Annotated in this window: 26 protein-coding genes, 1 tRNA gene and 1 pseudogene; 8 read left to right on the forward strand and 20 right to left on the reverse strand. The window is 66.9% G+C overall.

The features are described 5' to 3' along the window. Positions 1-229: 229 nt before the first annotated feature. Positions 230-505, forward strand: coding sequence for a hypothetical protein (locus FPZ24_RS15460; protein ID WP_146573480.1), 276 nt, complete (start codon positions 230-232; stop codon positions 503-505). Positions 506-691: 186 nt separating this feature from the next. On the opposite strand, the gene dapF is transcribed toward FPZ24_RS15460, so the two are convergent. From dapF to FPZ24_RS15475, 3 genes are read right to left on the reverse strand one after another with little or no spacing between them, the layout of a single operon-like run. Beyond that, the gene (gene dapF, locus FPZ24_RS15465; protein WP_146573482.1) at positions 692-1633 is read right to left on the reverse strand and encodes a diaminopimelate epimerase; all 942 of its coding nucleotides are present in this window, start codon (positions 1631-1633) and stop codon (positions 692-694) included. Positions 1634-1664: 31 nt separating this feature from the next. Further along, positions 1665-2327: a glutathione S-transferase family protein gene (locus FPZ24_RS15470; protein ID WP_146573484.1), complete on the reverse strand. Its 663-nt coding sequence runs from the start codon at positions 2325-2327 to the stop codon at positions 1665-1667. Positions 2328-2379: 52 nt separating this feature from the next. Continuing rightward, a complete protein-coding gene (locus FPZ24_RS15475) occupies positions 2380-4191 on the reverse strand; it encodes a DUF885 domain-containing protein (RefSeq protein WP_186728910.1) in 1812 nt (603 codons plus the stop codon). Positions 4192-4313: 122 nt separating this feature from the next. Here FPZ24_RS15475 and FPZ24_RS15480 point away from each other — a divergent pair, with 122 nt between their 5' ends. Together FPZ24_RS15480 and FPZ24_RS15485 are read left to right on the forward strand one after the other, a co-directional pair. Next, positions 4314-4712, forward strand: coding sequence for a cupin domain-containing protein (locus tag FPZ24_RS15480; RefSeq protein ID WP_146573486.1), 399 nt, complete (start codon positions 4314-4316; stop codon positions 4710-4712). 51 nt (positions 4713-4763) lie between these two features. Beyond that, on the forward strand, positions 4764-6011 hold the full coding sequence (locus FPZ24_RS15485) for a sensor histidine kinase (RefSeq protein ID WP_146573488.1): 1248 nt from the start codon (positions 4764-4766) through the stop codon (positions 6009-6011). A 39-nt stretch (positions 6012-6050) separates the two neighbouring features. Here the strand turns inward: FPZ24_RS15485 and FPZ24_RS15490 are convergent, their stop codons facing one another. Further along, positions 6051-6533 (reverse strand): DUF6456 domain-containing protein, encoded by a 483-nt coding sequence (locus FPZ24_RS15490; protein WP_240047514.1) that lies wholly within the window; start codon positions 6531-6533, stop codon positions 6051-6053. A 92-nt stretch (positions 6534-6625) separates the two neighbouring features. On the opposite strand from FPZ24_RS15490, the gene FPZ24_RS15495 reads away from it, so the two are divergent. Then, the gene (locus FPZ24_RS15495; RefSeq protein WP_146573490.1) at positions 6626-7189 is read left to right on the forward strand and encodes a helix-turn-helix domain-containing protein; all 564 of its coding nucleotides are present in this window, start codon (positions 6626-6628) and stop codon (positions 7187-7189) included. Positions 7190-7233: 44 nt separating this feature from the next. Here the strand turns inward: FPZ24_RS15495 and FPZ24_RS15500 are convergent, their stop codons facing one another. From FPZ24_RS15500 to FPZ24_RS15530, 7 genes are all read right to left on the reverse strand, one after another. After that, positions 7234-7647 carry a GFA family protein gene (locus tag FPZ24_RS15500; RefSeq protein ID WP_146573492.1) on the reverse strand — a complete coding sequence of 138 codons (414 nt, stop codon included), beginning with the start codon at positions 7645-7647 and terminating at the stop codon, positions 7234-7236. A 57-nt stretch (positions 7648-7704) separates the two neighbouring features. After that, positions 7705-7780, reverse strand: a tRNA-Val gene (locus FPZ24_RS15505). A 46-nt stretch (positions 7781-7826) separates the two neighbouring features. Then, positions 7827-8723: a MarR family winged helix-turn-helix transcriptional regulator gene (locus tag FPZ24_RS15510; protein WP_240047515.1), complete on the reverse strand. Its 897-nt coding sequence runs from the start codon at positions 8721-8723 to the stop codon at positions 7827-7829. A 170-nt stretch (positions 8724-8893) separates the two neighbouring features. Continuing rightward, positions 8894-10390, reverse strand: a complete 1497-nt coding sequence (locus FPZ24_RS15515; protein WP_146573496.1) for an NAD(P)(+) transhydrogenase (Re/Si-specific) subunit beta — start codon at positions 10388-10390, stop codon at positions 8894-8896. Positions 10391-10392: 2 nt separating this feature from the next. Beyond that, positions 10393-10686, reverse strand: a complete 294-nt coding sequence (locus FPZ24_RS15520) for a proton-translocating transhydrogenase family protein (RefSeq protein WP_146573498.1) — start codon at positions 10684-10686, stop codon at positions 10393-10395. An 11-nt stretch (positions 10687-10697) separates the two neighbouring features. Next, a complete protein-coding gene (locus tag FPZ24_RS15525) occupies positions 10698-11819 on the reverse strand; it encodes an NAD(P) transhydrogenase subunit alpha (protein ID WP_146573500.1) in 1122 nt (373 codons plus the stop codon). Between the two features lie 7 nt (positions 11820-11826). Next, positions 11827-11964, reverse strand: a complete 138-nt coding sequence (locus tag FPZ24_RS15530; RefSeq protein ID WP_146573503.1) for an aa3-type cytochrome c oxidase subunit IV — start codon at positions 11962-11964, stop codon at positions 11827-11829. A 148-nt stretch (positions 11965-12112) separates the two neighbouring features. On the opposite strand from FPZ24_RS15530, the gene FPZ24_RS15535 reads away from it, so the two are divergent. Further along, positions 12113-13531 (forward strand): sigma-54-dependent transcriptional regulator, encoded by a 1419-nt coding sequence (locus FPZ24_RS15535; RefSeq protein WP_146573505.1) that lies wholly within the window; start codon positions 12113-12115, stop codon positions 13529-13531. 4 nt (positions 13532-13535) lie between these two features. On the opposite strand, the gene FPZ24_RS15540 is transcribed toward FPZ24_RS15535, so the two are convergent. The 3 genes from FPZ24_RS15540 to FPZ24_RS15550 form a co-directional block, all read right to left on the reverse strand. Beyond that, on the reverse strand, positions 13536-14072 hold the full coding sequence (locus FPZ24_RS15540; protein WP_146573507.1) for a hypothetical protein: 537 nt from the start codon (positions 14070-14072) through the stop codon (positions 13536-13538). A gap of 82 nt (positions 14073-14154) precedes the next feature. Beyond that, a complete protein-coding gene (gene folP / locus FPZ24_RS15545; protein WP_240047516.1) occupies positions 14155-15210 on the reverse strand; it encodes a dihydropteroate synthase in 1056 nt (351 codons plus the stop codon). Positions 15211-15217: 7 nt separating this feature from the next. Next, on the reverse strand, positions 15218-16129 hold the full coding sequence (locus FPZ24_RS15550) for a LysR substrate-binding domain-containing protein (RefSeq protein ID WP_146573509.1): 912 nt from the start codon (positions 16127-16129) through the stop codon (positions 15218-15220). Between the two features lie 93 nt (positions 16130-16222). Between FPZ24_RS15550 and FPZ24_RS15555 the strand changes: the two genes are divergently transcribed. Then, complete coding sequence (locus FPZ24_RS15555; RefSeq protein WP_146573511.1) at positions 16223-16777, forward strand: hypothetical protein; 555 nt, start codon at positions 16223-16225, stop codon at positions 16775-16777. Here the strand turns inward: FPZ24_RS15555 and FPZ24_RS15560 are convergent. The 4 genes from FPZ24_RS15560 to FPZ24_RS15575 all read right to left on the reverse strand — a co-directional run bounded on the left by FPZ24_RS15560 (position 16774) and on the right by FPZ24_RS15575 (position 20849). Further along, a complete protein-coding gene (locus FPZ24_RS15560) occupies positions 16774-17895 on the reverse strand; it encodes a site-specific DNA-methyltransferase (protein WP_146573513.1) in 1122 nt (373 codons plus the stop codon). The two genes, FPZ24_RS15555 and FPZ24_RS15560, sit on opposite strands and share 4 nt — an antisense overlap. Before the next feature lie 182 nt (positions 17896-18077). Continuing rightward, on the reverse strand, positions 18078-18674 hold the full coding sequence (locus tag FPZ24_RS15565) for a ribonuclease HII (RefSeq protein WP_146573516.1): 597 nt from the start codon (positions 18672-18674) through the stop codon (positions 18078-18080). Next, positions 18674-19798, reverse strand: a complete 1125-nt coding sequence (gene thiD, locus FPZ24_RS15570; RefSeq protein ID WP_146573518.1) for a bifunctional hydroxymethylpyrimidine kinase/phosphomethylpyrimidine kinase — start codon at positions 19796-19798, stop codon at positions 18674-18676. The genes FPZ24_RS15565 and thiD overlap by 1 nt, the downstream gene beginning before the upstream one ends. Before the next feature lie 160 nt (positions 19799-19958). Continuing rightward, on the reverse strand, positions 19959-20849 hold the full coding sequence (locus FPZ24_RS15575) for a prephenate dehydratase (protein ID WP_146573520.1): 891 nt from the start codon (positions 20847-20849) through the stop codon (positions 19959-19961). A gap of 107 nt (positions 20850-20956) precedes the next feature. Here FPZ24_RS15575 and FPZ24_RS15580 point away from each other — a divergent pair. Both FPZ24_RS15580 and FPZ24_RS15585 read left to right on the forward strand, forming a co-directional pair. Beyond that, positions 20957-21656, forward strand: a pseudogene (locus FPZ24_RS15580) (c-type cytochrome). A 119-nt stretch (positions 21657-21775) separates the two neighbouring features. Continuing rightward, the gene (locus tag FPZ24_RS15585) at positions 21776-22039 is read left to right on the forward strand and encodes a GIY-YIG nuclease family protein (RefSeq protein ID WP_146574625.1); all 264 of its coding nucleotides are present in this window, start codon (positions 21776-21778) and stop codon (positions 22037-22039) included. A gap of 91 nt (positions 22040-22130) precedes the next feature. Here the strand turns inward: FPZ24_RS15585 and FPZ24_RS15590 are convergent, their stop codons facing one another. Both FPZ24_RS15590 and FPZ24_RS15595 read right to left on the reverse strand, forming a co-directional pair. Next, positions 22131-23069 carry an LOG family protein gene (locus tag FPZ24_RS15590; protein WP_146573522.1) on the reverse strand — a complete coding sequence of 313 codons (939 nt, stop codon included), beginning with the start codon at positions 23067-23069 and terminating at the stop codon, positions 22131-22133. Between the two features lie 119 nt (positions 23070-23188). Then, complete coding sequence (locus FPZ24_RS15595; RefSeq protein ID WP_186729232.1) at positions 23189-23845, reverse strand: extensin family protein; 657 nt, start codon at positions 23843-23845, stop codon at positions 23189-23191. Between the last annotated feature and the right edge of the window lie 104 nt (positions 23846-23949).

The raw sequence follows: 23949 nt of genomic DNA on the forward strand, positions 1-23949 counted from the left end.
CATGTAAATTGCGACTTATGTCGCGCCTCGCCCGGTCACCGGCCGCCGGGCCGTGCCGGCGAATATCGGCCCTATTCGCGTCCGGGTGCCAAAAATACGACGAGCAGAGTGCAACTTCTTGCGACGAACGCAGTTTACAACGCGCTTGCCGTGTCCCTGTCATATTTGGCATAGGACGCTCAGCGGCGGGCTCATGAACTCCGTCCGCCCAACTAGGGGATGCCCAAATATGAAGAAGCTTCTGATCGTCGCCGCCTCCGTTGGCCTGTTCTCGCTCGCCGCTTGCGGCCATGACACGCCGGCCGCCGACAACGCTGTCGCCAATGCCGACAACGCTGCCGACGCCATGGAAAACCAGGGCGACATGATCATGGACAACGCCTCGAACGCCGCCGACGCGATCAAGGCCGATGCCTCGAACACCGCCGCCGCGCTCGACAACAAGGCCGACGCAACTCGCGCCGCCGGCGAGAACAAGGCCGACGCGATCGACGCGAAGAAGTGATGCGATAGGCGCGGCGGCGTCCGCGCCGTTGCGCTCAGCGCAATCGCATTACCGGACGGCGGACGAGTGAAACTCGATCCGGTCGACGGCTTTGCCGGCGGCGCCGTCTGAAGAAATAGAAAGCGGCGGAGGGAAACCTTCGCCGCTTTTCTTATGTCGGTAGCGTCGCGCCGCGAAACAACGACGCTATACGCCTTCGATCACCGCGCCCCAAGCAGCAATCTCGTCGTTGAAATGCCGCGCGACCCGAAAATCCCCCGCCAGCGCACGGTCGAGATCGACCTCGACCGACCCTTCCCATTCCCAGGTCGCATTGCCTGACAGCCGCACCATCCCGTCGGGCGCGGCACAGCCCTTCACCAGCCCGCCGCGGTTGAACAACGTCACCTCGGCATCGAAATCCGCGCGCTCGGTCAGGCACGCCGCGAACAGCGACGCCGCCATCGCACTCCCGCAACTGTCGGTCAGCCCGACCCCGCGCTCGTGCGTGCGGACGAACAGCGCATCCGGCCCGCGTACTTCGACGAACGAGACGTTGGCGCGGTTCGGCAGCCAGTGGGGCGCCGCCTCGCACGCCTCGCCCGCCGCGACTAACTCCGCCTCGTCGATCGCATCGACGAACGCGATCAGATGCGGGTTGGGGATCGCGACCGCGGTGAACGCACGATCGCTCGGCAGGCCCGCGATCGGCATCTGCACGTTCTGGTGCCGCCCGATCGTCATCGGCCAGTCGTCGAGCTCGAGGCTCGCCGGCCCCGCCAGTTCGCCGATCGTCACCACCCCGGGCGCCAGGTCGGGATCGCGCCGCACCTCCGCCCCGCTCGTCTTCAGCCGCACCAGCGCCTGGTCGATCCCCAACGCACTCAGCCCCGCGCGCGCGACGCAGCGCAAGCCGTTGAGGCACGTCTCCGCCTCCGACCCGTCGCTGTTGAACATCCGCATGCCGAACGCGTGTTGCCCGTCGCCGTCGGTCAGCAGCAGCAGCCCGTCGCTCCCCACCGCCCCGCGCCGATCGGCCAGCGCCCGCGCGACGACCGCCCAGTCGCCATCGTCGCGCGCGACTCCGCGCGCATCGACCAGCGCGAAATCGTTACCCGATCCGTGGCATTTGATGAAGTCGATCCGCATTACCGCGATGTAGCGCGGCGGGCCGACAGCGTCACCCCAAAGCCGCGACCATCTGGCGTTCGCCCTCGATCATCGTGGCGAAGCTCGGCCGCGCCAGGATCGCGTCGAGATAGGCGACGGTCCGCGGCCATCGCGCGGCGTTGGGGCCGACTTGGCAATGCGCGTAGTTCACGAACGGGCTGGCGACCGAAATGTCGGCGAGCGACATGCGATCGCCGACCAGGAAGCCGCTGTCGGGGATCGTGCGCTCGAGATAGTCGAACAGCCGCGGCATTTCGGTCTCGACCGCGCCCTGCGCCGCCGCTTCGTCGCCGGGGACCTTCATGAACTTGGGCGCGACAATGCGGTTGAAGAAAACCTTGCCTCCGGTCGCGGCGACCATCGTGTCCCCGAACTCCTCGAACCAGATCGTCCGCGCACGGTTGGCGGGATCGGCGGGGATCATCGCGGGCTCGGGATGCTTGGCCTCGAGATAGGTGATGATCGCTGTCGAATCGGAGATCACGAAGTCGTGGCCGTTATCCGCGCCCGGATCGCGGAACGCCGGCATCTTGCCGAACGGACTGGCTTCCTCGAACTCCGGCCCGCCGCGCCCCATGCCCGACGGCTTGAGTTCGGCGCTCAGTCCTTTTTCGGCGAGATAGGCCATCACCTTCCGGACGAACGGCGACAGCGTGGAACCGTAGACGATCATGATGCTCTCCCTTCAGGCTGGTGCGTGACGGTACGGTCCGCCGGTCGGCCGTTCAACCGCCTCCAGCGATATAGCGCGACACGTTCTGGCCCAGCACGTCGAGCGGGACGTTGCCGCCTTCGACCACCGCCTGATTGAAGTCGCGCAGGTCGTAGCGCGCACCCAACGCGGCCTTGGCGCGGTCGCGCTGGGCGTCGATCTCGGTCTGGCCGATCTTGTACCCGCACGCCTGGCCCGGCCATGCGCAATAGCGGTCGATCTCGCTTTCGGCATTGCCGCGCGGCAAGCCGGTCGCGGCGATGAACTCGTCGAGCGCACGCTGGCGGGTCCAGCCCATCGCGTGGATGCCGGTATCGACCACCAGCCGCACCGCGCGCCACGACAGGCCCATCAGATAACCGAGCCGTCCGGCCGGATCGTCGTCGTACATGCCGAGCTCGTCGGCCAGCTGCTCGGCATACAGCGCCCAGCCTTCCGAATAGGCGTTGAACGCGAGCAGCGAGCGGATTAGCGGCAGTTGCTGGGCATATTCGCCCTGCCAGACGTGCCCCGGTATGCCTTCGTGAAACACTAGGTCGGGGATCGTCACGCGATTGTGGATCGAGGTATCGTCGAGCTTGACCCAGATGCGACCTGGGATAGAGCCGTCGAGCGATCCCGGCCCGCCATAGGCCGGCGCCGCGCCCGGTTCCTGCGCCGCGGGCAAGCGGCGGATTTCGAGGTTGCCCTTAACCAGCCGGCGGAACGCGCGCGGCAGGCGCGGGCGGATCGCGTCGATCTTGCCCTGCATGTACGCGATGATCTGGCGCCGTCCTTCGTCACCCTCGGGAAAGCCGATCTTGGGCCGCTTCTGCAATGCCGCCGCGCGCTCCGCGACGCTGCCCTGGGTCAGCCCGAACCCCTTGAGGATCGCATCCATTTGCGTCTGCAGATCGACCAGCTGCGACCGGCCGAGCGCGTGGATCTCGGCAGGGCTGCGCGTGGTCGTTGTGCCGGCGCGCAAGCCCCAGGCATACCATTCGGCGCCGTGCGGCCGCGCGCTCATCCCCGCGGCATCTGTCGCGACCGCGCGTTGCGCCTTGAGCTCGGCGAGCTGGCGTTCGAGCGCCGGGACGATCGCCGTAGTCACGACCGTGACCGCGCGGTCGCTCCACGGCCCCGGGATCGCCGCCGCCTTGCGCGCGAGCGGCCCGACCAAGGGACCGTCCGGCTTGGCGGCGTCGACGATCATGCCGGTCATGCCCTTGATCGTCTTGTCGAGCAGGAAGCTTGGCGGCACAAGCCCCTGCCGCCGCGCCGCGCGGATCCGCGCCGTCTCGCCGTCGAGCTGGCCCGCCATCGCCGCCAGCCGCGCGAGATAGGCCTCGGCGTCAGCCGCGTCGCGCACCGGCTGGTCACCATCGAGCAGTTGCGGCACGTCGAGCCACGACCCGACATTCTGGATCACCGCATAGGGCGTATTGCGCCAGCTGCCGATCGTCGCGACGCCGTAGGGCAGCTTCATTCCGTCGAGCGCGGTCCGAAACGCGCTCTCGGCGACCGCGAGGCTGGTCAGCGTCGCCGCGTCCAGGCCACGCCGCGGCACGCGCGCCAGCTCGACCAGCGCGCCCGTCAGGAACCGTTGCCGCGCCGTCACCCCGGCGGCCGACCGATCGTCCAGCCGGGATCGGAGCGCCGCGTGCGGGCCGACATCGATCCCCAGCCGCGTCGCTTCGCCGGGATCGAAGTCGAACAGCTGCCAGGCGAACTTGTCGAGCAGCGCCGCGGCACTCGGCGCCGGTGCGGCGAACGACGGCAACGAAGCGACCGCGACCCCGGCGGCGAGGCCGGAAATCGCGGTGCGGCGAGTAGGAAATTCGATCATGCGCGGGAGCATGCGTCGGCCGTGCGATCCGCGTCAATGCGGCGGGTTGCCCGACAGGGATTGCCGCTCGCGACTGTCATCTGCCATTGCGCCATATAGCGACCGACAGAGGAGTGACGGCGATGGCACGGCACGATTTCGACCCCGCGACGGTGCAGCCGGACGGCCGCCCGGCGGCGAAGGCGACGCTGTTCAATGCGGCGGGCGAAGGGCCATGGCGCGGATCGGTCCCCGGCCTCGACCTGCAGGGACCGGTCACCGTGCTGGCCTACGGCACCGACGAGATCGGCGTCGGCCCCCGGCTCCACGTCCATCCCTATGACGAGACCTTCATCGTCGTCGCCGGCCACGGCCGCTTCTTCGTCGGCGAGACGGTGATCGACGCCGCGGCGGGGGAGATCGTGCTCGGCCCCGCGGGCGTGCCGCACAAGTTCGAAAATCTCGGGCCCGGCCGGCTCCAGACGATCGACATCCACCACTCGCGGACCTGGATTCAAACCGATCTGGAAGAGATCGCTTAACCTGTACTTGCGTTTTTCGCTGATATTTGATTGACCTAGGAAGAGGTTGATATGGATCAGGCGAAGCTCATCGAACTCGAACGTTTCCGCGGCGTCGTCGCGATCCAGCAGGCGATCAGCGACGCGCGCGGTGATCTCGCCACCGTGATGAATGCGATCGTGCAGGAAACGTCGGTGATGCCGCAATCGAACGGCGTCGTTGTCGAACTGCGCGACGGCGACCAGATCTATTACGCGGCGGCGAGCGGCGCGTCGGCCGATCTGCTTGGTCTCCGCCTGCCGCTCAGCACCAGCCTGTCGGGGCAATGCGTGCTGACCGGCGAACCGCTGTGCTGCACCGATTCCGAAACCGACCCGCGCGTCAATCGCGAGGCGTGCCGCCGCGTCGGCCTGCGATCGATGATCGTCATCCCGATCCCGCATCGCGGCCAGACCGTCGGCGTGCTCAAATACCATGCCGCCGATCCCGGCGCGTTCGACGACGACGACATGCTGATGGCGCATCTGCTGGTTGGGCCGATCGCCGTCGGGATGAGCAGCGTCGGCGAGGAGGATGCGTTGCGCGCGCAGACCGAACTCCGCTCGATCGTCGAGCTTAAGGAGCAGTTCGTCTCCAACGTCAGCCATGAATTGCGCACGCCCGTCACGTCGATCGCCGGTTCGCTCGGACTCTTGCACAGCGGCGCGGGCGGGCAATTGACCGACAAAGCGAGTTCGCTGGTCGATATCGCCAGCCGCAATGCCGACCGGCTCAAGCGGCTGGTCGACGACCTGCTCGACATCGGCAAGCTCGACACCGGCCAGGTGGTGATGACGCTGGCCGAGGTCGATCTACGCGCGGTGCTGCGCGACGCGGTCGAACAGAACCAGCCGTTCGCCGACCAGCTCGGCGTGACGCTGGCGCTCGACGCGCCGTCCGGGCCGGTGATCGCGACGACCGACGCCGACCGGCTGTTCCAGGCGATCACCAATTTGGTGTCGAACGGCGCCAAATTCTCCCCTCGCGGATCGACCGTCAGCCTGGCGCTCCACGAAACGGGCGGCGCCGCGATCATCCGCGTCAGCGATCAGGGACCCGGCGTCCCGGCCGATTTCCGCGCGCGACTGTTCGACCGCTTCTCGCAATCCGACGCCGCCCCCGCGCGCAGCCCGATGCCCGGCACCGGCCTCGGCCTCGCCATCACCAAGGGCATCGTCGAACGCCTGGGCGGCACGGTCCGGCTGGACGAAGCGCATAGCGACGGCGCGGTGTTCGAGATTTGCCTGCCCCTCGCGGAGGCTGGCGCCGCGGCGGCCTAGCAAAGCCTCGCGTCCTCGACAGCAGATGCGCCGCCCGCTTCACATCAATCGGTAATGATCCGCCAGCCGATCGAGCGCCAGGCCCAGTACCAGCCGTCCCGCGCGGCCCGGCCAACCCAGCGCGCGTTCGGCGGCGGGGATCGCTTCGCCGGCGCAGACCACGCGCCATAATATGTCGCTGAGACCGCTACCCGTCGCGGCGATCGCGGCGTCGAAGCGGCGTTTGGCGGCGACGTGGGCCAGCGTGGGGTCGGCATCGTCGCCGCCGCCCCCATCGACGCGCACGCTGTCCCAATGCATCGTCACCCGCGGCCCGAGTTGCGCGATCTCGTAGTCGCGGCGCAGGCGTTCGCCGGCCTCGACCTGGCGGGCATCGACCAATCCGCGCGCGGCGAGCCAGCTCAGCGGCGATTCGGCGCGGTTGACGGTGACGGTGCGGCCGCGCCGGGCCTTGGCGGGCGCGCGGCCGGGGATGATGGCGACGTCCGCCGGGTCGAATTCCACTTCCACCAGATCGCGCATGGGTCCTCCATCGATTGCGAGTCGGACGCTCTTGCCATCTGGTTCGTTCTGTAGGAAAGTAGATAACCTATTTGGCAAATCAGAGGTAGTCGATGATCACCGCCATCCGCGAAGTCCGCCGCGCCAAGGGCATGACGCTTGACGATGTCGCGCGCACCTGCGTCCCGCCAACCACCGCGCAGACGATCGGCCGGCTGGAAACGGGGACGCGCACGGTGTCGGTCGGCTGGCTCAACCGTATCGCCGCGGCGCTGGGGGTGGAGGCGGCGGACCTAGTCAAGCTGCGCGATCACGCCGAATTGCCGGTCGCGGCGTTGCTCGCAGCGGACGGCGCGCATGCGCCGACGCGCCCGATCCTGGTGCCGCCGCCGCGTGCCACGGCGGGCATGGTCGGGGTCGCGGTGACCGGGGGGATCGGCGACTATCGCGCCGGCGACACGGTCTGGTGCGAGCCGCTGGCGCCGGACGCGTTCGCGGGCGCGCTCAACCGCGACGTACTCGTGCCGCGGCCGGGCGGGCGTTTCCTGTTCGGGCGGCTGATCGGGCGCGAGGGCGACCGGTTGCAAGTGTTGCCGCTCGGCGCGGGGCAACGGCAGCAAGTGGTCAGCGACCCGCCCTGGATCGCGCGCGCCGTGACGTTGATCCGCGGGCTTTAATGTGATGCGCTCACGCGCGTGGACGGCACCAGCCCGCTCCCCCGTCAGAGGTGGCGGGTTTCCGCGGGCGGGTTCCACCAATTGTCGTGGAGGCCGTCCATATAGGTGAGCGGCGCCTTGACGAGGTCGTCGACGGGGAGGTCGTCGAGCGCTGAGAGGTGGACCGACACGTACGGGTCGCCGCCCATCGCTTCGATCTTGCCGTGGCCGTGGGTGTGGATGCCGCACACGCTGCAGAAACGATGGTGCCCCTCGCCCCAATCGCCCGACCGGCCATAATCCGCTAGCTTGTCCTCACCGCTCAGCAACCGGAAATCCGCCGGCGTAACGCCGATCGTCCACATCCGCTGCTTCCAGCACACGGTGCAGTTGCACTTGCCCGTCCCTTGGTCGAGGTCGAGATCCGCCTCGAACGTCACCGCCTTGCAATGACAACTACCGCGATAGGTTCGTTTCACGCCGAGTCTCCCATGCGCCGTTACGGCGACGCCACACCGCATCGCGCTGGCAGGGGCTGGTGGGCGATGACGGGCTCGAACCGCCGACATCTTCGGTGTAAACGAAGCGCTCTACCAACTGAGCTAATCGCCCTCTGACGGTGGCGTTTGACGCTAGATTCCCAACAACGCAAGCTGGATCAGAGCGGGTGAAGCCCGCTCTGCCGCAAAGCAGTAAAATAGCGTTCGATCTTTTCGCGCGCTTCGGCGCTCAAGCCGAGGAACGCGCGGCGGCGGTCGAACGGGTCGGCCTGGCGGACAAAGAGGCCGGCGTCGGTCATTCGGCCGATCCAGCGCAGCGCGGTCGTCGGCGCGACGGCCGCGGCGATGCACAGGCTCGATACGGATACCTGCGCATTCTCGAGCTCGGCGGCGTAGAGGTCGAGGAGCATGTCCCAGGCCGGATCTTCGAACAGTCCTTCGGCGAAGAACTGGTCGCGCAGGCGGCGGCCGCGAATGATCTTGCGGATGTCGGCAGCGGTCGGCGGGGACGCTGCAGGCGCGGCCGGCGGCGGATTGAAGGACATCGAACGCTCGCCGACGCCGCCGGGGCGCTTGTCCTCGCTCGCCAACCGCGACAGCACGCGCGAGATGCGCGCGACTTCTTCGTTCAGCTGGCGCAGCTGGGCCGATTCGCTGTCGCTGTCCTTGTCGTGGAGCGTATCGCGCGAGAATGCGCTGAGGCCGATCGCGAAGGCGGCCGCGCGATCGGCCAATGTCGGCGCGCAGAGCAACTCGACGCGCTCGCCGAGTAAGGTACCCGCAACCGCATCGATCTGACCGCGATCGATCGCTACGACGAACCGCGCACCCGTCTCGGCGCGCAATGCAGCGAGCCTTGGCAAAGCCTCCGCGAGCACCTCGTCCGCCACGCCTTGCGCCTCTGCCGCCACCAGCTCGATCGGCCCGGCATGATCGAAGCGCCCGTCGATCGCGCCCTGCCAATCGGTCCGCCCGCGAAATTCGCCGGCAGCCAAATCCATCGCGCGATCAGCTTCGGTCGCGCCCCATCCCGCATCTGCCACGATCAGCGCCAAGGAAAGATCGCCTCTGCCATAATCGGCTGCTCGCCGCATCGACGCGTCCCACGCGAACCCGCCGCCCCCGGCCGGACGCGTAAGAAATACGCGTTTTACGTATCTTGATCAGGCCTTTGCTCGGGAATGGCGGCATTTCGGACCGGGCTTGCTCCGTTTCGGCGGTATCGTCAGCCCAGCGCCTTCACGATCTCTTCCACCATCTTCTTGGCGTCGGCGAGCAGCATCATCGTATTGTCCTGATAGAACACGTCGTTGTCGACCCCGGCATAGCCCACCCCGCCCATCGACCGCTTGATGAACAGCACGGTCTTGGCCTTGTTCACGTCGAACACCGGCATGCCGTAGATCGGCGAGGACTTGTCGGTCTTGGCCGCCGGATTGACCACGTCGTTGGCACCGATGATGAACGCGACGTCGGTCTGCGCGAACTCCGAGTTGATGTCCTCGAGCTCGAAGACCTCGTCATACGGCACGTTGGCTTCGGCGAGCAGCACGTTCATGTGGCCCGGCATGCGACCCGCGACGGGGTGGATCGCGTACTTCACCTTGACGCCTTCTTCCTTCAGCTTGTCGGCCATTTCACGCAGTACGTGCTGCGCCTGGCTGACCGCCATGCCGTAGCCGGGGACAATGATGACCTGATCGGCCTGGCTCATAAGGAACGCGGCATCCTCGGCCGAGCCCCGCTTCCACGGCCGCTGTTCCTTCGCCTCGCCACCGCCGCCGCCGCTCTCGCCGCCAAAACCGCCCGCGATCACGCTGATGAAGCTGCGATTCATCGCGCGGCACATGATGTAGCTCAGGATCGCGCCCGACGAGCCGACCAGTGCGCCAGTGATGATCATCGCGCTATTGTGGAGCGTGAAGCCCATCGCCGCCGCCGCCCAGCCCGAATAGCTGTTGAGCATCGACACCACGACCGGCATGTCCGCGCCGCCGATCGGGATGATCAGCAGGAAGCCGATCGCGAACGACAGACCGGTGATCGTCCAGAAGATCCAGGGCGACTGATCCTGCGTGAAGTAGCCGATCAGCCCGAGGATACCGGCGAGCACGGCCAGGTTGATGACGTGGCGCCCCGGCAGCAGGATCGGCTTGCCGCCCATATTGCCGTTGAGCTTCAGGAACGCGATCACCGAGCCGGAGAAGGTGATCGCACCAATCGCGACGCCCAGCCCCATCTCGATCCGGCTGACCTGATGGATAGCTATGAACGGTTCGCCGATCAGCGGGTGCACCATGTCGGCGATGCCGAACGCCAGCGGGTTGAGGAAGGCGGCGGCGGCAACCAGCACCGCGGCGAGGCCGACCAGCGAGTGGAACGCCGCCACGAGCTGCGGCATCGCGGTCATCGCGATGCGGCGCGCGGTGACGATGCCGATCGCGGCGCCGATACCGATTGCGGCGAATATCTCCGCGAGCGTCTGCACGTCGATGCGATCGAAGGGCTGCCCGGTAGATGCGTCGGTAAGCCACGCATATGTCTCATGCGGCGCATGCGTGACCAAGGTCGTCACCACCGCGATCGTCATGCCGATCATGCCGAAGCGGTTGCCGCGCTGGCTCGAGGTCGGGCTCGAGAGGCCGCGCAGCGCGAGGATGAAGCACACCCCCGCGATCAGATAAGCGAGCGCCGCCCAAGGATTTTGCGCCAATCCTTCCATGGTCAGCGCACCTTCTTCTTATACATGGCCAGCATCCGCGCGGTTACCGCGAATCCGCCGAAGATGTTGACGCTGGCCAGCACCACCGCGACCAGCCCGAGCCATTTCGACGTCGCCCCCGTCGCGCCCAGCCCGCTCGCCGCCGCCGCGATCAGCGCGCCGACGATGATCACCGACGAGATCGCATTGGTAACCGCCATCAGCGGCGTGTGCAGCGCCGGGGTCACCGACCAGACGACGTAATAGCCGACGAAGCACGCCATCACGAAGATCGACAGGATCGAGATGAAGTCCATATTGTCCCCGCTCAGCCCAACAGCCGCTGGTTCACGACCTTGCCGTCCTTGGTCAGCCGCACCGCGTCGCCGATTTCCTCATCAAGCACGGGCTTGCCCGCGTCCTTGTCCCAGAACGTAGACAGGAAATTGTAGAGGTTGCGCGAAAACAGCGCCGACGAATCCGCGGCCAACCGGCTGGCGACGTTTTTGTGGCCGACGATTTTGACGCCGTGGCGCTCGACCACTTTACCCGCGATCGCGCCCTCGACATTGCCGCCGGCTTCGACCGCGAGATCGACGATTACGCTGCCTGGTTTCATGCTCGCGATCTGCGCGTCGCTAATCAGCCGCGGCGCGGGGCGCCCCGGAATCAGCGCCGTCGTAATGACGATGTCCTGCTTGGCGATGTGCGACGACACCAGTTCGGCCTGCGCCTTCTGATACTCCTCGCTCATTTCGGTGGCGTAGCCGCCCGAACCTTCGCCTTCGATCCCCGCCACGTTCTCGACGAAGATCGGTTTGGCGCCGAGCGACTGAATCTGCTCCTTGGTTGCCGAGCGCACGTCGGTTGCCGAAACCTGCGCGCCCAGACGCCGTGCGGTGGCAATTGCCTGCAGGCCTGCCACGCCCACGCCCATCACGAATGCCTTGGCAGCGCTGACCGTGCCCGCCGCCGTCATCATCATCGGGAAGGCGCGGCCATATTCGGCCGCCGCGTCGAGCACCGCTTTATAGCCCGCGAGGTTCGCCTGGCTCGACAGGATATCCATCGATTGCGCGCGCGTGATGCGCGGCATGAATTCCATCGCCAGCGCTTCGTAGCCCGCCGCTGCATAGGCATCGACGCGATCGCGCGCACCGAACGGGTTGAGCCCGGCGACGATCCACGCCCCGGCATTGGCGCCTGTCAGGCTCTCCGGATCGGGACCCTGCACACCCAGCACGATGTCCGCGCCCTTCAGCGTCGCCGCGCGCGTCCCGACGCTCGCACCCGCCGCCGCATAGTCCGCATCGGCAATATTGGCGGTGTCGCCCGCCCCGGCCTCGACCGCGACGTCCGCGCCGAGCGCGATGAACTTCTTGACGGTTTCCGGCGTGGCGGCGACGCGGCGTTCGCCCTCGGCGGTTTCCTTGAGGACGGCGATCTTCACTCGCGGCTTACTTGTGGCCGCCGGAGGCGATCAGCCAGATCACGATCGCCGCAATGATGATGCAGCCGACCGCGCCCCATTTCAGCAGCGCGATCACCGAATGATACGTCTGCTCGTGCGGTTTCATGTCGGTATGGCCGGCCATGGTCCTGAATTCTCCCGTGTTACGCAGGCGGTCTTAACGGGCGCCGCCGCTCCCCTCAACCCCCACCAAAGTCTGCGCGGCTGCTTAAGGCTGCCTTTACCTTGCGTCCTTATACGGGACGCCTGAACGAAACGAACAAGAGGGCGGGATGACGCGCAACGGACAGCGCCTCCTGATGTTGATCGACGACGAACCGGCGCAGCGGCGCCTGGTTTCGGCGATCGCTGCGCGGCGCGATTGGCGCTCCGTATTCGCCGCCGACGGCGAAACCGCGATCGCGATGCTCGGCACGCAGGACGGCATGCAACTCGACGCTATCCTGCTCGATAGCTGGGGGCCGGAGAATGACGCGCAGGCGTTGATCACCGAACTGCGCCTGCGCCGTCCGCAGCTGCCGATCCTGATGCTGACCGCCAACGGGTCGGTCGCGCAAGCCGTCGCCGCGATGCGCGCCGGTGCCACCGATTTCCTGGTCAAGCCGTTCGCGGCCGACCGCCTGCTCGCCGCGCTCGATACGGTCGCAGCCGGGACCGATGCGGGTGAATTGCGCCCGCTGACCGAGAAAATCCCGGCTCTGCTGGGCTTCGACGAGATCGTCGGCGCCTCGCCCGATTTCCGCGCCGCATTGGCGATCGCCGCTAAGGCTGCCCGCGCTCGCGTGCCGGTGCTGATCGAAGGCGAAAGCGGTGTCGGCAAGGAAGTCGTCGCCGAAGCGGTCCATGCGGCGAGCCCGCGTGGCAAGAAGCCGATGATCGCGATCAATTGCGGGGCGATCCCCGCAAACCTTGTCGAGTCCGAGCTCTTTGGTCACGAAAAGGGCGCTTTCACCGGGGCTTTCGAGCGCAAGATCGGCCGGTTCCAGGACGCCGACGGCGGCACGATCTTCCTCGATGAGATCGGTGAGATGCCGCTCGACGCGCAGGTCAAGTTGCTCCGCGTGCTGCAGTCGGGCGAGATCCAACCGATCGGCGCGCGCCACATGCGCGAAGTCGACGTCCGCGTGATCGCCGCGACCAACAAGCGCCTGATCGAAGAGGTCGAGGCCGGCCGCTTCCGCGAAGACCTCTATTACCGCCTCAACGTCGTCCAGGTGACGATCCCGCCGTTGCGCGAACGCACCGGCGACATCCCGGCGCTCGCCCGCCATCTGCTCGCGCGGATCGCCGAGCAGCCCGGCCTGCGCCCGCTCGGCATCACCGACGATGCACTGGCGCTGCTCGGTCGCTACGACTGGCCCGGTAACGTCCGCCAGCTCCAGAACGCGCTGTTCCGCGCCGCGGTGCTGTGCGACGGCGACGCGCTGACGCTCAGCGACTTCCCACAAATCGCCGCGCTCGGCTCCGGCCGCGTCGCCGCGCCGATCGGCCAGATGGCGACCAGCGGCGGCGTGACCCTGTTCAAGCCCGACGGCAACATGCGCGCGCTGGAGGACATCGAAGCCGACGTCATTCGTCTCGCGATCGGCCATTATCGCGGCCGCATGACCGAAGTCGCGCGGCGGCTCGGGATCGGGCGATCGACGCTTTATCGCAAGCTGGGCGAACTCGGGATCGACAACGCGGCGTAACCGTTCAGGACGCGGCCGGCTTGTAGGTAAAGTCGAAGCTCGGCTGCCACGTCTTGCCCGCATCGACCGTGGTGACGCCCACCTGACGGACCGATCCATCGGCCTGCCGCCAATAGCTCATCCGGACGATTGCGTCCTTGCCCGGGCCGAGCACATCGGCCCACATCCCGTCGATCACCATCTTCGACCCATCCCAGCCGCCGTCGAATTTGACGGTAGCGCCCGACGCATCGACCCAGGTCTGGTGCCATTTTCGGGTCTTCGGATCGTACGCGCTGAGGCTGCCGCCGTCGGTTCCCTTGAGCGGCATCCAGTTTTCGCGGATAGCGCAACCGTCATAGAGCTTTTCGATCAGGCTGTGCGCCACCAGCTTCTGGCCACCGGTCGGATAGACATCCCATTTCCCGACCCAGAAATCGAGCTGCTTCCGCTCGGCAGACGTGCAGGGCGCAGGTGGGGTTGCGGGCGTCGTCTGCGCCGCCAATCCGTTAGCCCAGCACGGCGCCAAGCCAACCACCAGCGTCGCCAATATCCGGACCATGATCGCCTCCCGTGCCGTTTCACGGCTGCATACAATACGCGCCGTAATATTGCACGATATGCGTTCGGCCGATGTGCGCGGTTCAGCGCCCGACCAGCGCCTGGTCGCGTAAACCCCGCCAAACCTTGAGCGCCTGCACGGTTTCCACGACATCGTGGACGCGGAGCACTTGCACGCCGGCCTCGGCGCCCTTCAGCGCCAGTGCCAGCGAGCCGCCGAGCCGTTGATCGGCGGGCGCTTCGTTCGACAGCGCGCCAATCATCCGCTTGCGGCTCGCGCCGAGCATCACCGGGCAGCCGAGCCCGTGGAACATCGCGAGGCCGTTGAGCAGCGATAAATTCTCCTGGAGCGACTTGCCGAAGCCGATGCCGGGATCGACGATGATCCTGGCGCGATCGACCCCGCCCGCGACCGCCGCCGCGATCCGCGCCTCGAGCCAATCGAACACATCGGTCAGCACGTTGGCGTAGGTACCGCCATCGTGTGGTCCCTTGGCCGGGTCGGGCGAGTGCATCAGCACGACCGGGCATCCCGCCTTCGCCACGACCTCCAGCGCGCGGTCGTCCCACAGCAACGCCGCGACGTCGTTGACGATCGCGGCGCCCGCCGCGAGCGCCGATTCCATCACCGCCGCCTTGCGCGTGTCGATCGATACCAAGGTGCCGGCGGTCGCGAGCCCGCGCACGACGGGTTCGGTCCGCGCGACTTCGTCGCCTTCCCACACGATCGCCGCACCAGGCCGCGTCGATTCGCCGCCGACGTCGATCAGCGCCGCCCCCGCCGCCGCCATCGCGACCCCGGCCGCGACCGGATCGGCCGGCGCCTCGCCCGAAAAGCTGTCCGGCGTAACGTTGAGGATGCCTGCCACTTGCGGCTGGTCGAACCGCAAGGTGCGCTCGCCCAGTATCAGCGGCGGCCGCGGCGCGGTGATCGCGGCGTGGAGCTTCGCGGCGCGCTCGTCATTGGCGCCCAATGTCCGCTCGAACTCGGCGATCGGGATGGTCCGCCTCGTGCCGCCGTCGGTCACCTCGTACGCCGCGAACCACTGCATCCCGCCTGCGATCCGCGCGACCTCGCCATCGCGATCGATCGGCGTATCGGCGAACTGGGCGGGGCGGAGGTAGAGTTTGGTCGTCACGGCGCCCTCATGCGATGTCGGCGAGGCCGGGACAAGCGGCACGGCTCTTGGCTGCTTCGCTCAGGATCCAGTCGCGGAAGGCTTCGATCTTGGGCACGCGGGCGTTGACGCGCGGATAGGTCAGCCAGAACGTGCGGCCGTCGCGGCCAATCCGTGGGTGCGGCACGACCAGCCGGGCCGCCGCGATATCGTCGGCGAACAGGATGGGCGAGCCGATTGCGATACCCTGTCCGGCGATCGCGGCGGCGATGTCGAGATGCTCGGTTGCCAATGTCGTCCCGAACGCCGCGTCGCCGGGCGCGGACCGGCCGCCCGCCGCCAACCATGTCGTCCACCAGTCGCGGCGGCCGAGCAACCGGGGCAACGGCGCGGCGGGATCGGCCAGCGCCTGCGCTTCCTGCAACCGATCGGGCGCACAGAGCGGCACGAACAACGCCGGGAACAGTTCGTGGCTCTCCAGACCCGGCCAGTCGCCATGGCCGTTGCGGATCGCGACGTCGAATCGTCCCGCGCCGAGCTCGCGCGGCTCGTCCGCGACGTCGATCTCAACGTGTAGCCAGGGTTGCACCGCGCTAAGCCCGCCGAGCCGCGGCACCAGCCAACTGGTCGCAAAGGTCGGCAGCACGCTGACCGTCAGCCGCGCCGCATCCATATCGGCGGCGCGTGCGAAGCTGGCGCGCAACGCCGCGAAGGTCCGCATCGCCTCGGCCGCGACCGTCTCGCCCGGCGCGGTCAGCGCGACGGTGCGCGCGTGCCGCTCGAACAGGCGGACGCCAATCGCGCGCTCTAGCCGGCGGACGTGATAGCTGACCGCCGCGCCCGACATACCGAGCTCGCGCGCGGCCGCGGCGAAGCTGCCGAGCCGGGCGGCGGCCTCGAACGCGCGGATCGAAGCGAGGGGAGGAAGCGGGTCGAGCACAAATAGAGCTTAGCCTGACGCGGCCATATTCGCCTAGTCCGTTGCGCGGCGGCCCGGCACCTAGGCGGCGACATTCAACCGAAAGGCTCCGACATGCTCCGCTTGGCTATCCTCCTCGGCCTCGCCGCCGCGTCCGTACAGGCGAGCGCCGCCCCGGCCCCCGACGTTCCCGCCGCGGCCGCACGCGACGGCTCGCACGATTTCGATTTCATCATCGGCGAGTGGAAGGTGCATCTGAAGCGCCTGCCCGATCGGCTGGTCGGATCGACGCAATGGGTAGAATATGACGGCCGCGCGAGCCACAGGAAGCTGCTCGATACCAGCGCCAATTTCGAGGATTTCGACGTCAGCGGCCCCGCCGGGCGGATCAAGGCGCAGACGATCCGGATGTACAACCCCAAGTCGCGGCAATGGGCGATCTACGGCATGGACCTCGACGCCGGGCAGCTACCGATGCCCGCCACGATCGGGTCGTTCGACGGCAAGCGCGGCGAGTTCTACGACATGGAGCCGTGGAAGGGCCGCATGATCTTGGTCCGCTTCGTCTGGCTCGACATCTCGCCCAAGGCCGCCCGGATGGAACAGTCCTTCTCCGACGACGGCGGCAAGACCTGGGAGGTCAACTGGATCTGCGAGATGACGCGCTAGATTTGCGTCGCGAGCAGGTAGGTCTGGCGGAGCGCGTCGATCGGCTTCAGGCCGTCGGCGGCTTCGTAGTGCCAGAAGGTCCAGCCGTTGCACGCCGGCGCGTTCTGCAGCAGCGAGCCGAGCTTGTGGATCGACCCGGCCTGGCCGCAGCTCGACTTGAGCGAGCCGTCCGCGCCGACGATCGCCGACCAGCGACGCTTGGCGTCGGTCAGCATGCTGCCCGGCACCAGCATGCCGTTTTCGACCAGCGCGCCGAACGCGACGCGCGGCGCCGCCTTCGGGCTTTGCATCGTGGTCAGCGCCGATTCGTCGAGCGGTAGTGCTGCGGCGATCCGCTCTTCCGCCGCCTCGATATAGACCGGCTCGCGCTCGATCCCGATCCAGCGCCGGCCAAGCCGCTTCGCGACCGCGCCCGTCGTGCCGGTGCCGAAGAACGGGTCGAGCACCACGTCGCCCGGCTTCGTGCAGGCCAGCAGGATGCGATAGATCAACGCCTCGGGCTTCTGCGTCGGGTGGACCTTGACCCCGCCCTTCTTCAACCGCTCCTGCCCGCCGCAGATCGGGAATTCCCAGTCGCTGCGCATCTGGAGCTCGTCGTTCAGCGTCTTCATGCTGCGATAGTTGAAGGTGTAGCGCGCCTTTTCGCCGGTCGACGCCCAGATCAGCGTCTCGTGCGCATTGGTGAAGCGCGTGCCCTTGAAATTGGGCATCGGATTGGCTTTCCGCCAGACGATATCGTTGAGGATCCAATAGCCCAGATCCTGGATCGCCGACCCGACCTTGAAGATGTTGTGATAGCTGCCGATCACCCAGATCGCGCCATTGTCCTTCAGGATGCGCCGCGCCTCGGTGAGCCATTCGCGGGTGAAGCGGTCATAGGCGCCCAGCGAATCGAACTTGTCCCAATCGTCGGTGACAGCATCGACGTGGCTGCCGTCCGGCCGCGACAGGTCGCCGCCGAGTTGCAGGTTATAGGGCGGATCGGCGAAGATCAGGTCGACCGACTTCGCCGGCAGGCCGCGCATCGTTTCGATGCAGTCGCCCATCAGGATCTGGTCGAGCGGCAGAATGCCGTCGACCGTCGCCAGCGCGCGCTTGACCTTCTCGATGACCCCCATCGATTACCCCTTCCCCGATTGCTCGCGCACGAAAACCGGGCGCGCGGACTCCGGTCAAGCAAAGTTTAGTTAACGAGGAAGGTAACCAAATCGTTAAGAAAGCGGAACGTTTCGCGACGTCGGCCAGATGTTGAGTCGCGACTTATCCACAGGCGCAATTAGTGGTGTGTGGCGCAAAAGACTCAGAGCGGGAGAACCGTCTGCGCGACCGGCGCGAAGCTGCGGCGATGGAGCGGGGTCGGGCCGAATTCGCGCAACGCGCGCAGGTGATCGGGCGCGCCATAGCCCTTGTTCGCGTGCCAGCCGTAGTGCGGATATGATTCGGCGTGCGCGATCATGATCGTGTCGCGCGTGTGCTTGGCGACGATCGACGCGGCGGCGATCGACAGGCTGATCGCGTCGCCCTTGACGATCGCGGTCGCGGCGTAGGACCAGCGCGGCAAGCGGTTGCCGTCGACCAGCACATGGCCGGGGTCGCAACCCAGCGCCTCTACCGCCAGGGTCATCGCTTTCATCGTCGCCCAATAGATGTTGAGGCTGTCGATCTCCGGCGCCTCGACGATGCCGATCCCGACGAGGGCGCAGTCACGCAGCCGGTCGTGCAGCCGCGCGCGCTCGACAGCGGGGAGCGCTTTCGAATCGTTGATCCCGCGCGGGATGCCCTTGGCTGGGAGGATCACGGCGGCGGCGACCACCGGCCCGGCGAGCGGCCCGCGCCCGGCCTCATCGACGCCGACGACGGGCGCGAGGCAGAGGCGTTCGTGCTTGAGCCCCGGCATCAATCGAGCCGCCACGGCGGATAGCGCCGGTTCTCGCCGGCCTGATACAGGCACACCGCATTGCCCGACGGATCGGTCAGCCGCGCCTCGCGCCACAGCCAGGATTGATCGGTCGGGAGTTGGTCGAACGTCACCCCCGCTTTCTCAAGTCGCGCGACCTCGGCATCAAGGTTCTCGCACTCGACATAGACGGTCGGCCGTGCGCCGCTTTCGACCGACAGCGTCGCGCCGCCCGCCGCTTCGAACCGGGCATAGTGCGCGTCGTCGGTGCCGACGATCTGCCTGAACCCGAGCGCGGCGTAGAAGGCACACGACGCGGCATAATCGTCGGTCGGCACCGTCACCTGGTTGAGCCGCACGCCGGGCCCAAGGTCGAGCCTTACCGATTGATGCCCCATCGGCCCGTGTCCACCGCCAAGGCCAGGCGCATCGTGAAGCGCCAGCCGGACGAACTGGCGAGCGCGCGCCACGGCGGCCTTGAGCGGCTTGCCGTACGCGAGGTTCGTCGCGATCGCCGATGCGAGCGTGCAGCCGGTGCCGTGCGTGCTGGTCGTGTCGATCCGGTGGGATTCCCAGCGCGTTTCGGTGCCGTCGAGTTCGACCAAGCGATCGGTGATAAGGTCGCTGTCGCCGTGTCCGCCTTTCACAAGCAGCGCACAGCCATGCTCCAGAATAACCGTCTCTCCGCCAAGTGCATCCAACTCGGAGAGATTGGGCGTCGCTATCGTTGCAAGGTCGAGCAGACGATGCATCGCGGCCGCCGTCCCTTGCTCATTCAGGGCGTCACCACTCGTAGCAACCATCACTGGATCAAATACAATCGGAAGTCCGTTCGGCAGTCCGATCAGCAAATCCCAAACCATCTCGACGAGCTCGGGCCGGCCGAGCATGCCGATCTTGATCGCGTCGACACCGATGTCGTTGACCACAGAAAAAAACTGATCCGCGACCAGATCGCTGGGCAACGGGAATACGCGCTGCACCCCCAGCGTGTTCTGCGCGGTGATCGCGGTGATCGCGGTCATTGCGTGGCCGCCGAGCATCGTCACCGTCTTGATATCGGCCTGGATGCCCGCGCCGCCGCCCGAATCAGAGCCGGCGATGATGAGGATGCGGGGGGTCATAGGATCACCGAACGCCGCTAAGTTGACACCAAGTTGACACTAGCGCGGTGGTTCGCCGAGCGGTGGGAACGGTGCGCAGAAGCGAGACACCACGGCTGGACGGCGACATGACCGGGATCATGCGGGCATCATGCCATAGCCGCCGATCTGTAGGAAACACCTATCCCCGTTTCCGCGCCTGCGGATAGCTGCCCAACACCCGTAACCATTTGGAATGGAAGCCCAATTCCTCCAGCGCGCGATCGAGATTGTCGTCGCCGGGGCGTCCCTCGACATCCGCATAGAAGTCGGTCGCGGCGAAGCTGCCGCCCTTTTGATAGCTTTCCAGCTTGGTCATGTTGACGCCGTTGGTCGCGAAGCCGCCCATCGCCTTGTACAGCGCGGCGGGGACGTTCTTCACCTCGAAGATGATCGTCGTCATGAACGGGCCGTCGCCGGTCAGCGGCTGGCTACCCCGCGCGAGCGTCACGAAGCGCGTGGTATTGTGCTCGGCATCGGCGATATCGCTCGCCAACGTGTCGAGATTGTAGATCGCGGCGGCCGGCGGCGGGGCGAGCGCGGCGACTTTCGGGTCGTTCAACTCCGCAACCAGTGCCGCAGCGCCCGCGGTGTCGGGATAGGCGATCGGATTGATCCCGTGCGCCTTCAGCCAGTGACGGCACTGGCCGAGCGCCTGGGGGTGGCTCATCGCCTCCTTGACGCCCTCGATCGGTCCCAATCCCATCAGCGCGTAGCGGATCGGCAGGAAATGCTCGCCGGTGATGACCAGCCCCGATTCGGGCAGCAGGAAATGCATGTCGGCGACGCGGCCGTGGAGCGAATTCTCGATCGGGATCACAGCGCAATCGGCCTGGCCCTGCTTCACCGCGTCGATCGCATCCTCGAACGAAAAGCACGGCAGCGGCAGGCCGTCGGGGAACGCTTCCTGCGCCGCGACATGGCTGTTCGCGCCCGGCGCGCCCTGAAACGCGACCGCGCGTTCCGGCGCGGCGGCGGCGGCTTCGGTCATCGCGGCGACGATCGGGCGGGCGGGGGCGGCGAAGTTCTCCATGGAGCGCCGCGCTTAGCCACGCGTTTCACCAGCTTCAACCCGCGCTTGCCCGTCGCGTTTCGCGTTACTAAAGGGTCTGCAATCAAATCAGGGGCCTCGCCGAAACCATGAACGACAATACCAACACGATCGCGGGCTGGGTGCTGGCCGGATGCTTCGCCGCGCTGGGGCTGACGATCGTGGGCGGGATGATCTACGAAAGCGGCGAGCCGAAGAAGGAAGGCTTCCCGGTCGAGGGCGTGGCCGAGGGCGGCGACAGCGGCGCGGCGGCCGAAGTGCCGATCGCGAGCCTGCTCCCGACCGCCGACGCCGCCAAGGGCGCCGAAGTCTTCAAGAAGTGCGCGGCGTGCCACACGATCAATTCGGGCGGCGCCAACGGCATCGGCCCGAACCTGTACGCGACGGTCGGCGAAGCGGTCGCGACGGGCAAGGGCGGGTTCGCCTTCTCCGACGCGCTGAAGGCCAAGGGCGGATCGTGGGGCTTCGACGAGCTCAACGCCTGGCTGACCAGCCCGCGCAAGTTCGCGCCGGGTACCAAGATGACCTTCGCGGGCCTGTCCAACCCGAAGGATCGCGCCGACGTGATCCTCTATCTGAACCAACAGGGCTCGAACAAGCCGCTGCCCCCGCCCCCCGGCCGCCGCCCCCGCGGGCAAGGACGCCGCCCCGGGCAACGCGGCCGCTCCTGCCGCGGGCAACACGGTCGCCCCGGCCGCCGGCGGCAACACGACCGCGGAAAACCCCGCGGCCGCCGCCGGCGCCCCGTCGAAGGACGAAAACGCCGCCAAGCGCGCCCCGGCGAAGTAAGCCTTTCCCGTGCTCCTGCGAAAGCAGGAGTCTAGGGTGATATCGCGAACGCTAGGTTGCTTGACCCTGGGTTCCTGCTTTCGCAGGAACACGGGATGAAGGCCGGCTGCGTGTACATGATGGCGAGCAAGCGCAACGGGACGATCTATACCGGGGTCACCAGCGACTTGCCGGCACGCACCTATCAGCACCGCAATAGCTTGGTCGAAGGGTTCACCAAGGAGCACGGTTGTTCCTTGCTCGTCTGGTACGAAGCACACTACGATCTTCAGGAAGCCCGCCTTCGCGAGCTTCAGATCAAGCGGTGGAAACGTGCGTGGAAGATCGAACTGATCGAACGCGATAACCCGCAGTGGCGAGATTTATACGAAACGTTGTTCTAGCTGCCCGTACCCCTGCGAAAGCAGGGGTCCAGGATCACAAGCTGTATCGCTCTTGGCCCTAGGCTCCTGCTTTCGCAGGAGCACCGACGGTCTACTCCCGCGCGGTCGGGGCGTGGGCGGCGACTTGCTCGGCCGAATGCGCTTCGGCTTCCGACTTGCCCTGGTCGAACGTGCGGCCGCGATAGAATTCCTCGACGTGGCGCCAGCCTTCTTCGGCGGTCTCGCAATAGGTGAAGATGCTGAGGTCCTTCGCGGACACCACGCCTTCTTCGACCAAGGCCTCGAAATTGACCACGCGCTCCCAGAATTCGCGGCCGTAGAGCAGCACCGGGATCGGCTGGATCTTGCCGGTCTGGATCAGCGTCAGCAGCTCGAAGAATTCGTCGAACGTCCCGAACCCGCCCGGAAACGCCGCGAGCGCGCGGGCATGGAGCAGGAAGTGCATCTTGCGGAGCGCGAAATAGTGGAATTGCAGGCTCAGCCCCGGCGTGACGTACGGATTGGGCGCCTGTTCGTGCGGCAACAGGATGTTGAGCCCGATCGATTCGGCGCCGACATCGGCCGCGCCGCGATTGGCCGCCTCCATGATCGACGGCCCGCCGCCCGAACACACGACAAAGTGACGCTTGCCTTCATCATCGACCGGATACCGTGAGGCGATTTGCGCGAGTTCGCGCGCGACGTCGTAATATTTCGACTTCGCGACCAACCGCTCGGCGATCTTGCGCGCCGCGTCGTCCTTGGCGGCGGCGAGCAGCGCCTTGGCCTTTTCCGGCTCCGGGATGCGCGCCGACCCGTACATCACGAAGGTCGAGGCGATGCCCGCTTCGTCGAGGATCAGTTCAGGCTTGAGCAGCTCGAGCTGGAAGCGGACAGGACGCAGATCCTCACGCAACAGGAAGTCCATGTCCTGGAACGCCAGCCGATAGGCCGGGTTCTCGGTCTGCGGAGTGGAGACGCCTTGCTTGGCGCGATCAGCTTCTTCCTTGGCCTGCGGGAAGACGCGCGATGGGATGCGGGTATCGGTCATCCCATGCTCCTAGAGCAAAGTTGTGACGCTTTGAAGGGGTGCGTGCTCCTGCGAAAGCAGGAGCCTAGAGCCAACAGCGGCGTCGCTTGTGACCCTGGGCTCCTGTTTTCGCAGGAGCACTAACGGCAAAAATTCTTACGATCGTCCTCAAGGTGCAGGTGATCGTAGTGCGCCGCGTTGTAATCGGGGCTCAGCACCGTACCGAAGCGTTTGCAGGCCGAGGCGTGGATCGTCTTCCAGAAGCGCTGGACGTCCGCATCGTCCGACCGCCAGCTGTCCTTCACCGAAATCCGCCGCCCGTCGGCGAGGATGAACGCGGAAACGTCGACCGCGTTCGCCAGCGCGTGGCCCGACAGCCGCTCGACCGCGGTGCCGACGGTGTTGCGGCAGGCATAGGTCCCCATCGTCTCGACCCGTACGAGCTGGCTGCCGAGCATCTGGAAGGCGGCGGGCGCGACGGCGTTGCGCGTCCAGCCGATGAATTGCTCGGCGAGCCCACAGCGCATCGCCTTGATGCCCGTCACCGGCACGCCGATGTCGAGCAACTGCACCGCGCCGATCACCTGGCACCCGCCGCCATAGTCCCGGTCGGGCAGCGGCGAATAGCGCACGCCCTCGCGCGACAGGTCGGCGTAGCACGCCTGGGTCTCGCGGCTGGTCGGCAGGTTCAGAGTGACGGGCGGCGCGCCACTGGGCCGCGTCGGCGGCACGCTTTCCCGCCCACCGAACGCGCAGCCGGCGAGCAACAGACCGAGCAGGGGAGCGAGCCGTTTCATGATCGGACGACGATGCCGCACCGACTCTTTGCCGTCCAGCATCGCCGCTTGACGCACCGCACAATATCTTTAGGGCGGCCGACGGGCCACGCGGTCCCAACGCC

The organism is Sphingomonas panacisoli, assembly GCF_007859635.1.
GTDB classification, from domain to species: Bacteria; Pseudomonadota; Alphaproteobacteria; order Sphingomonadales; family Sphingomonadaceae; genus Sphingomonas; species Sphingomonas panacisoli.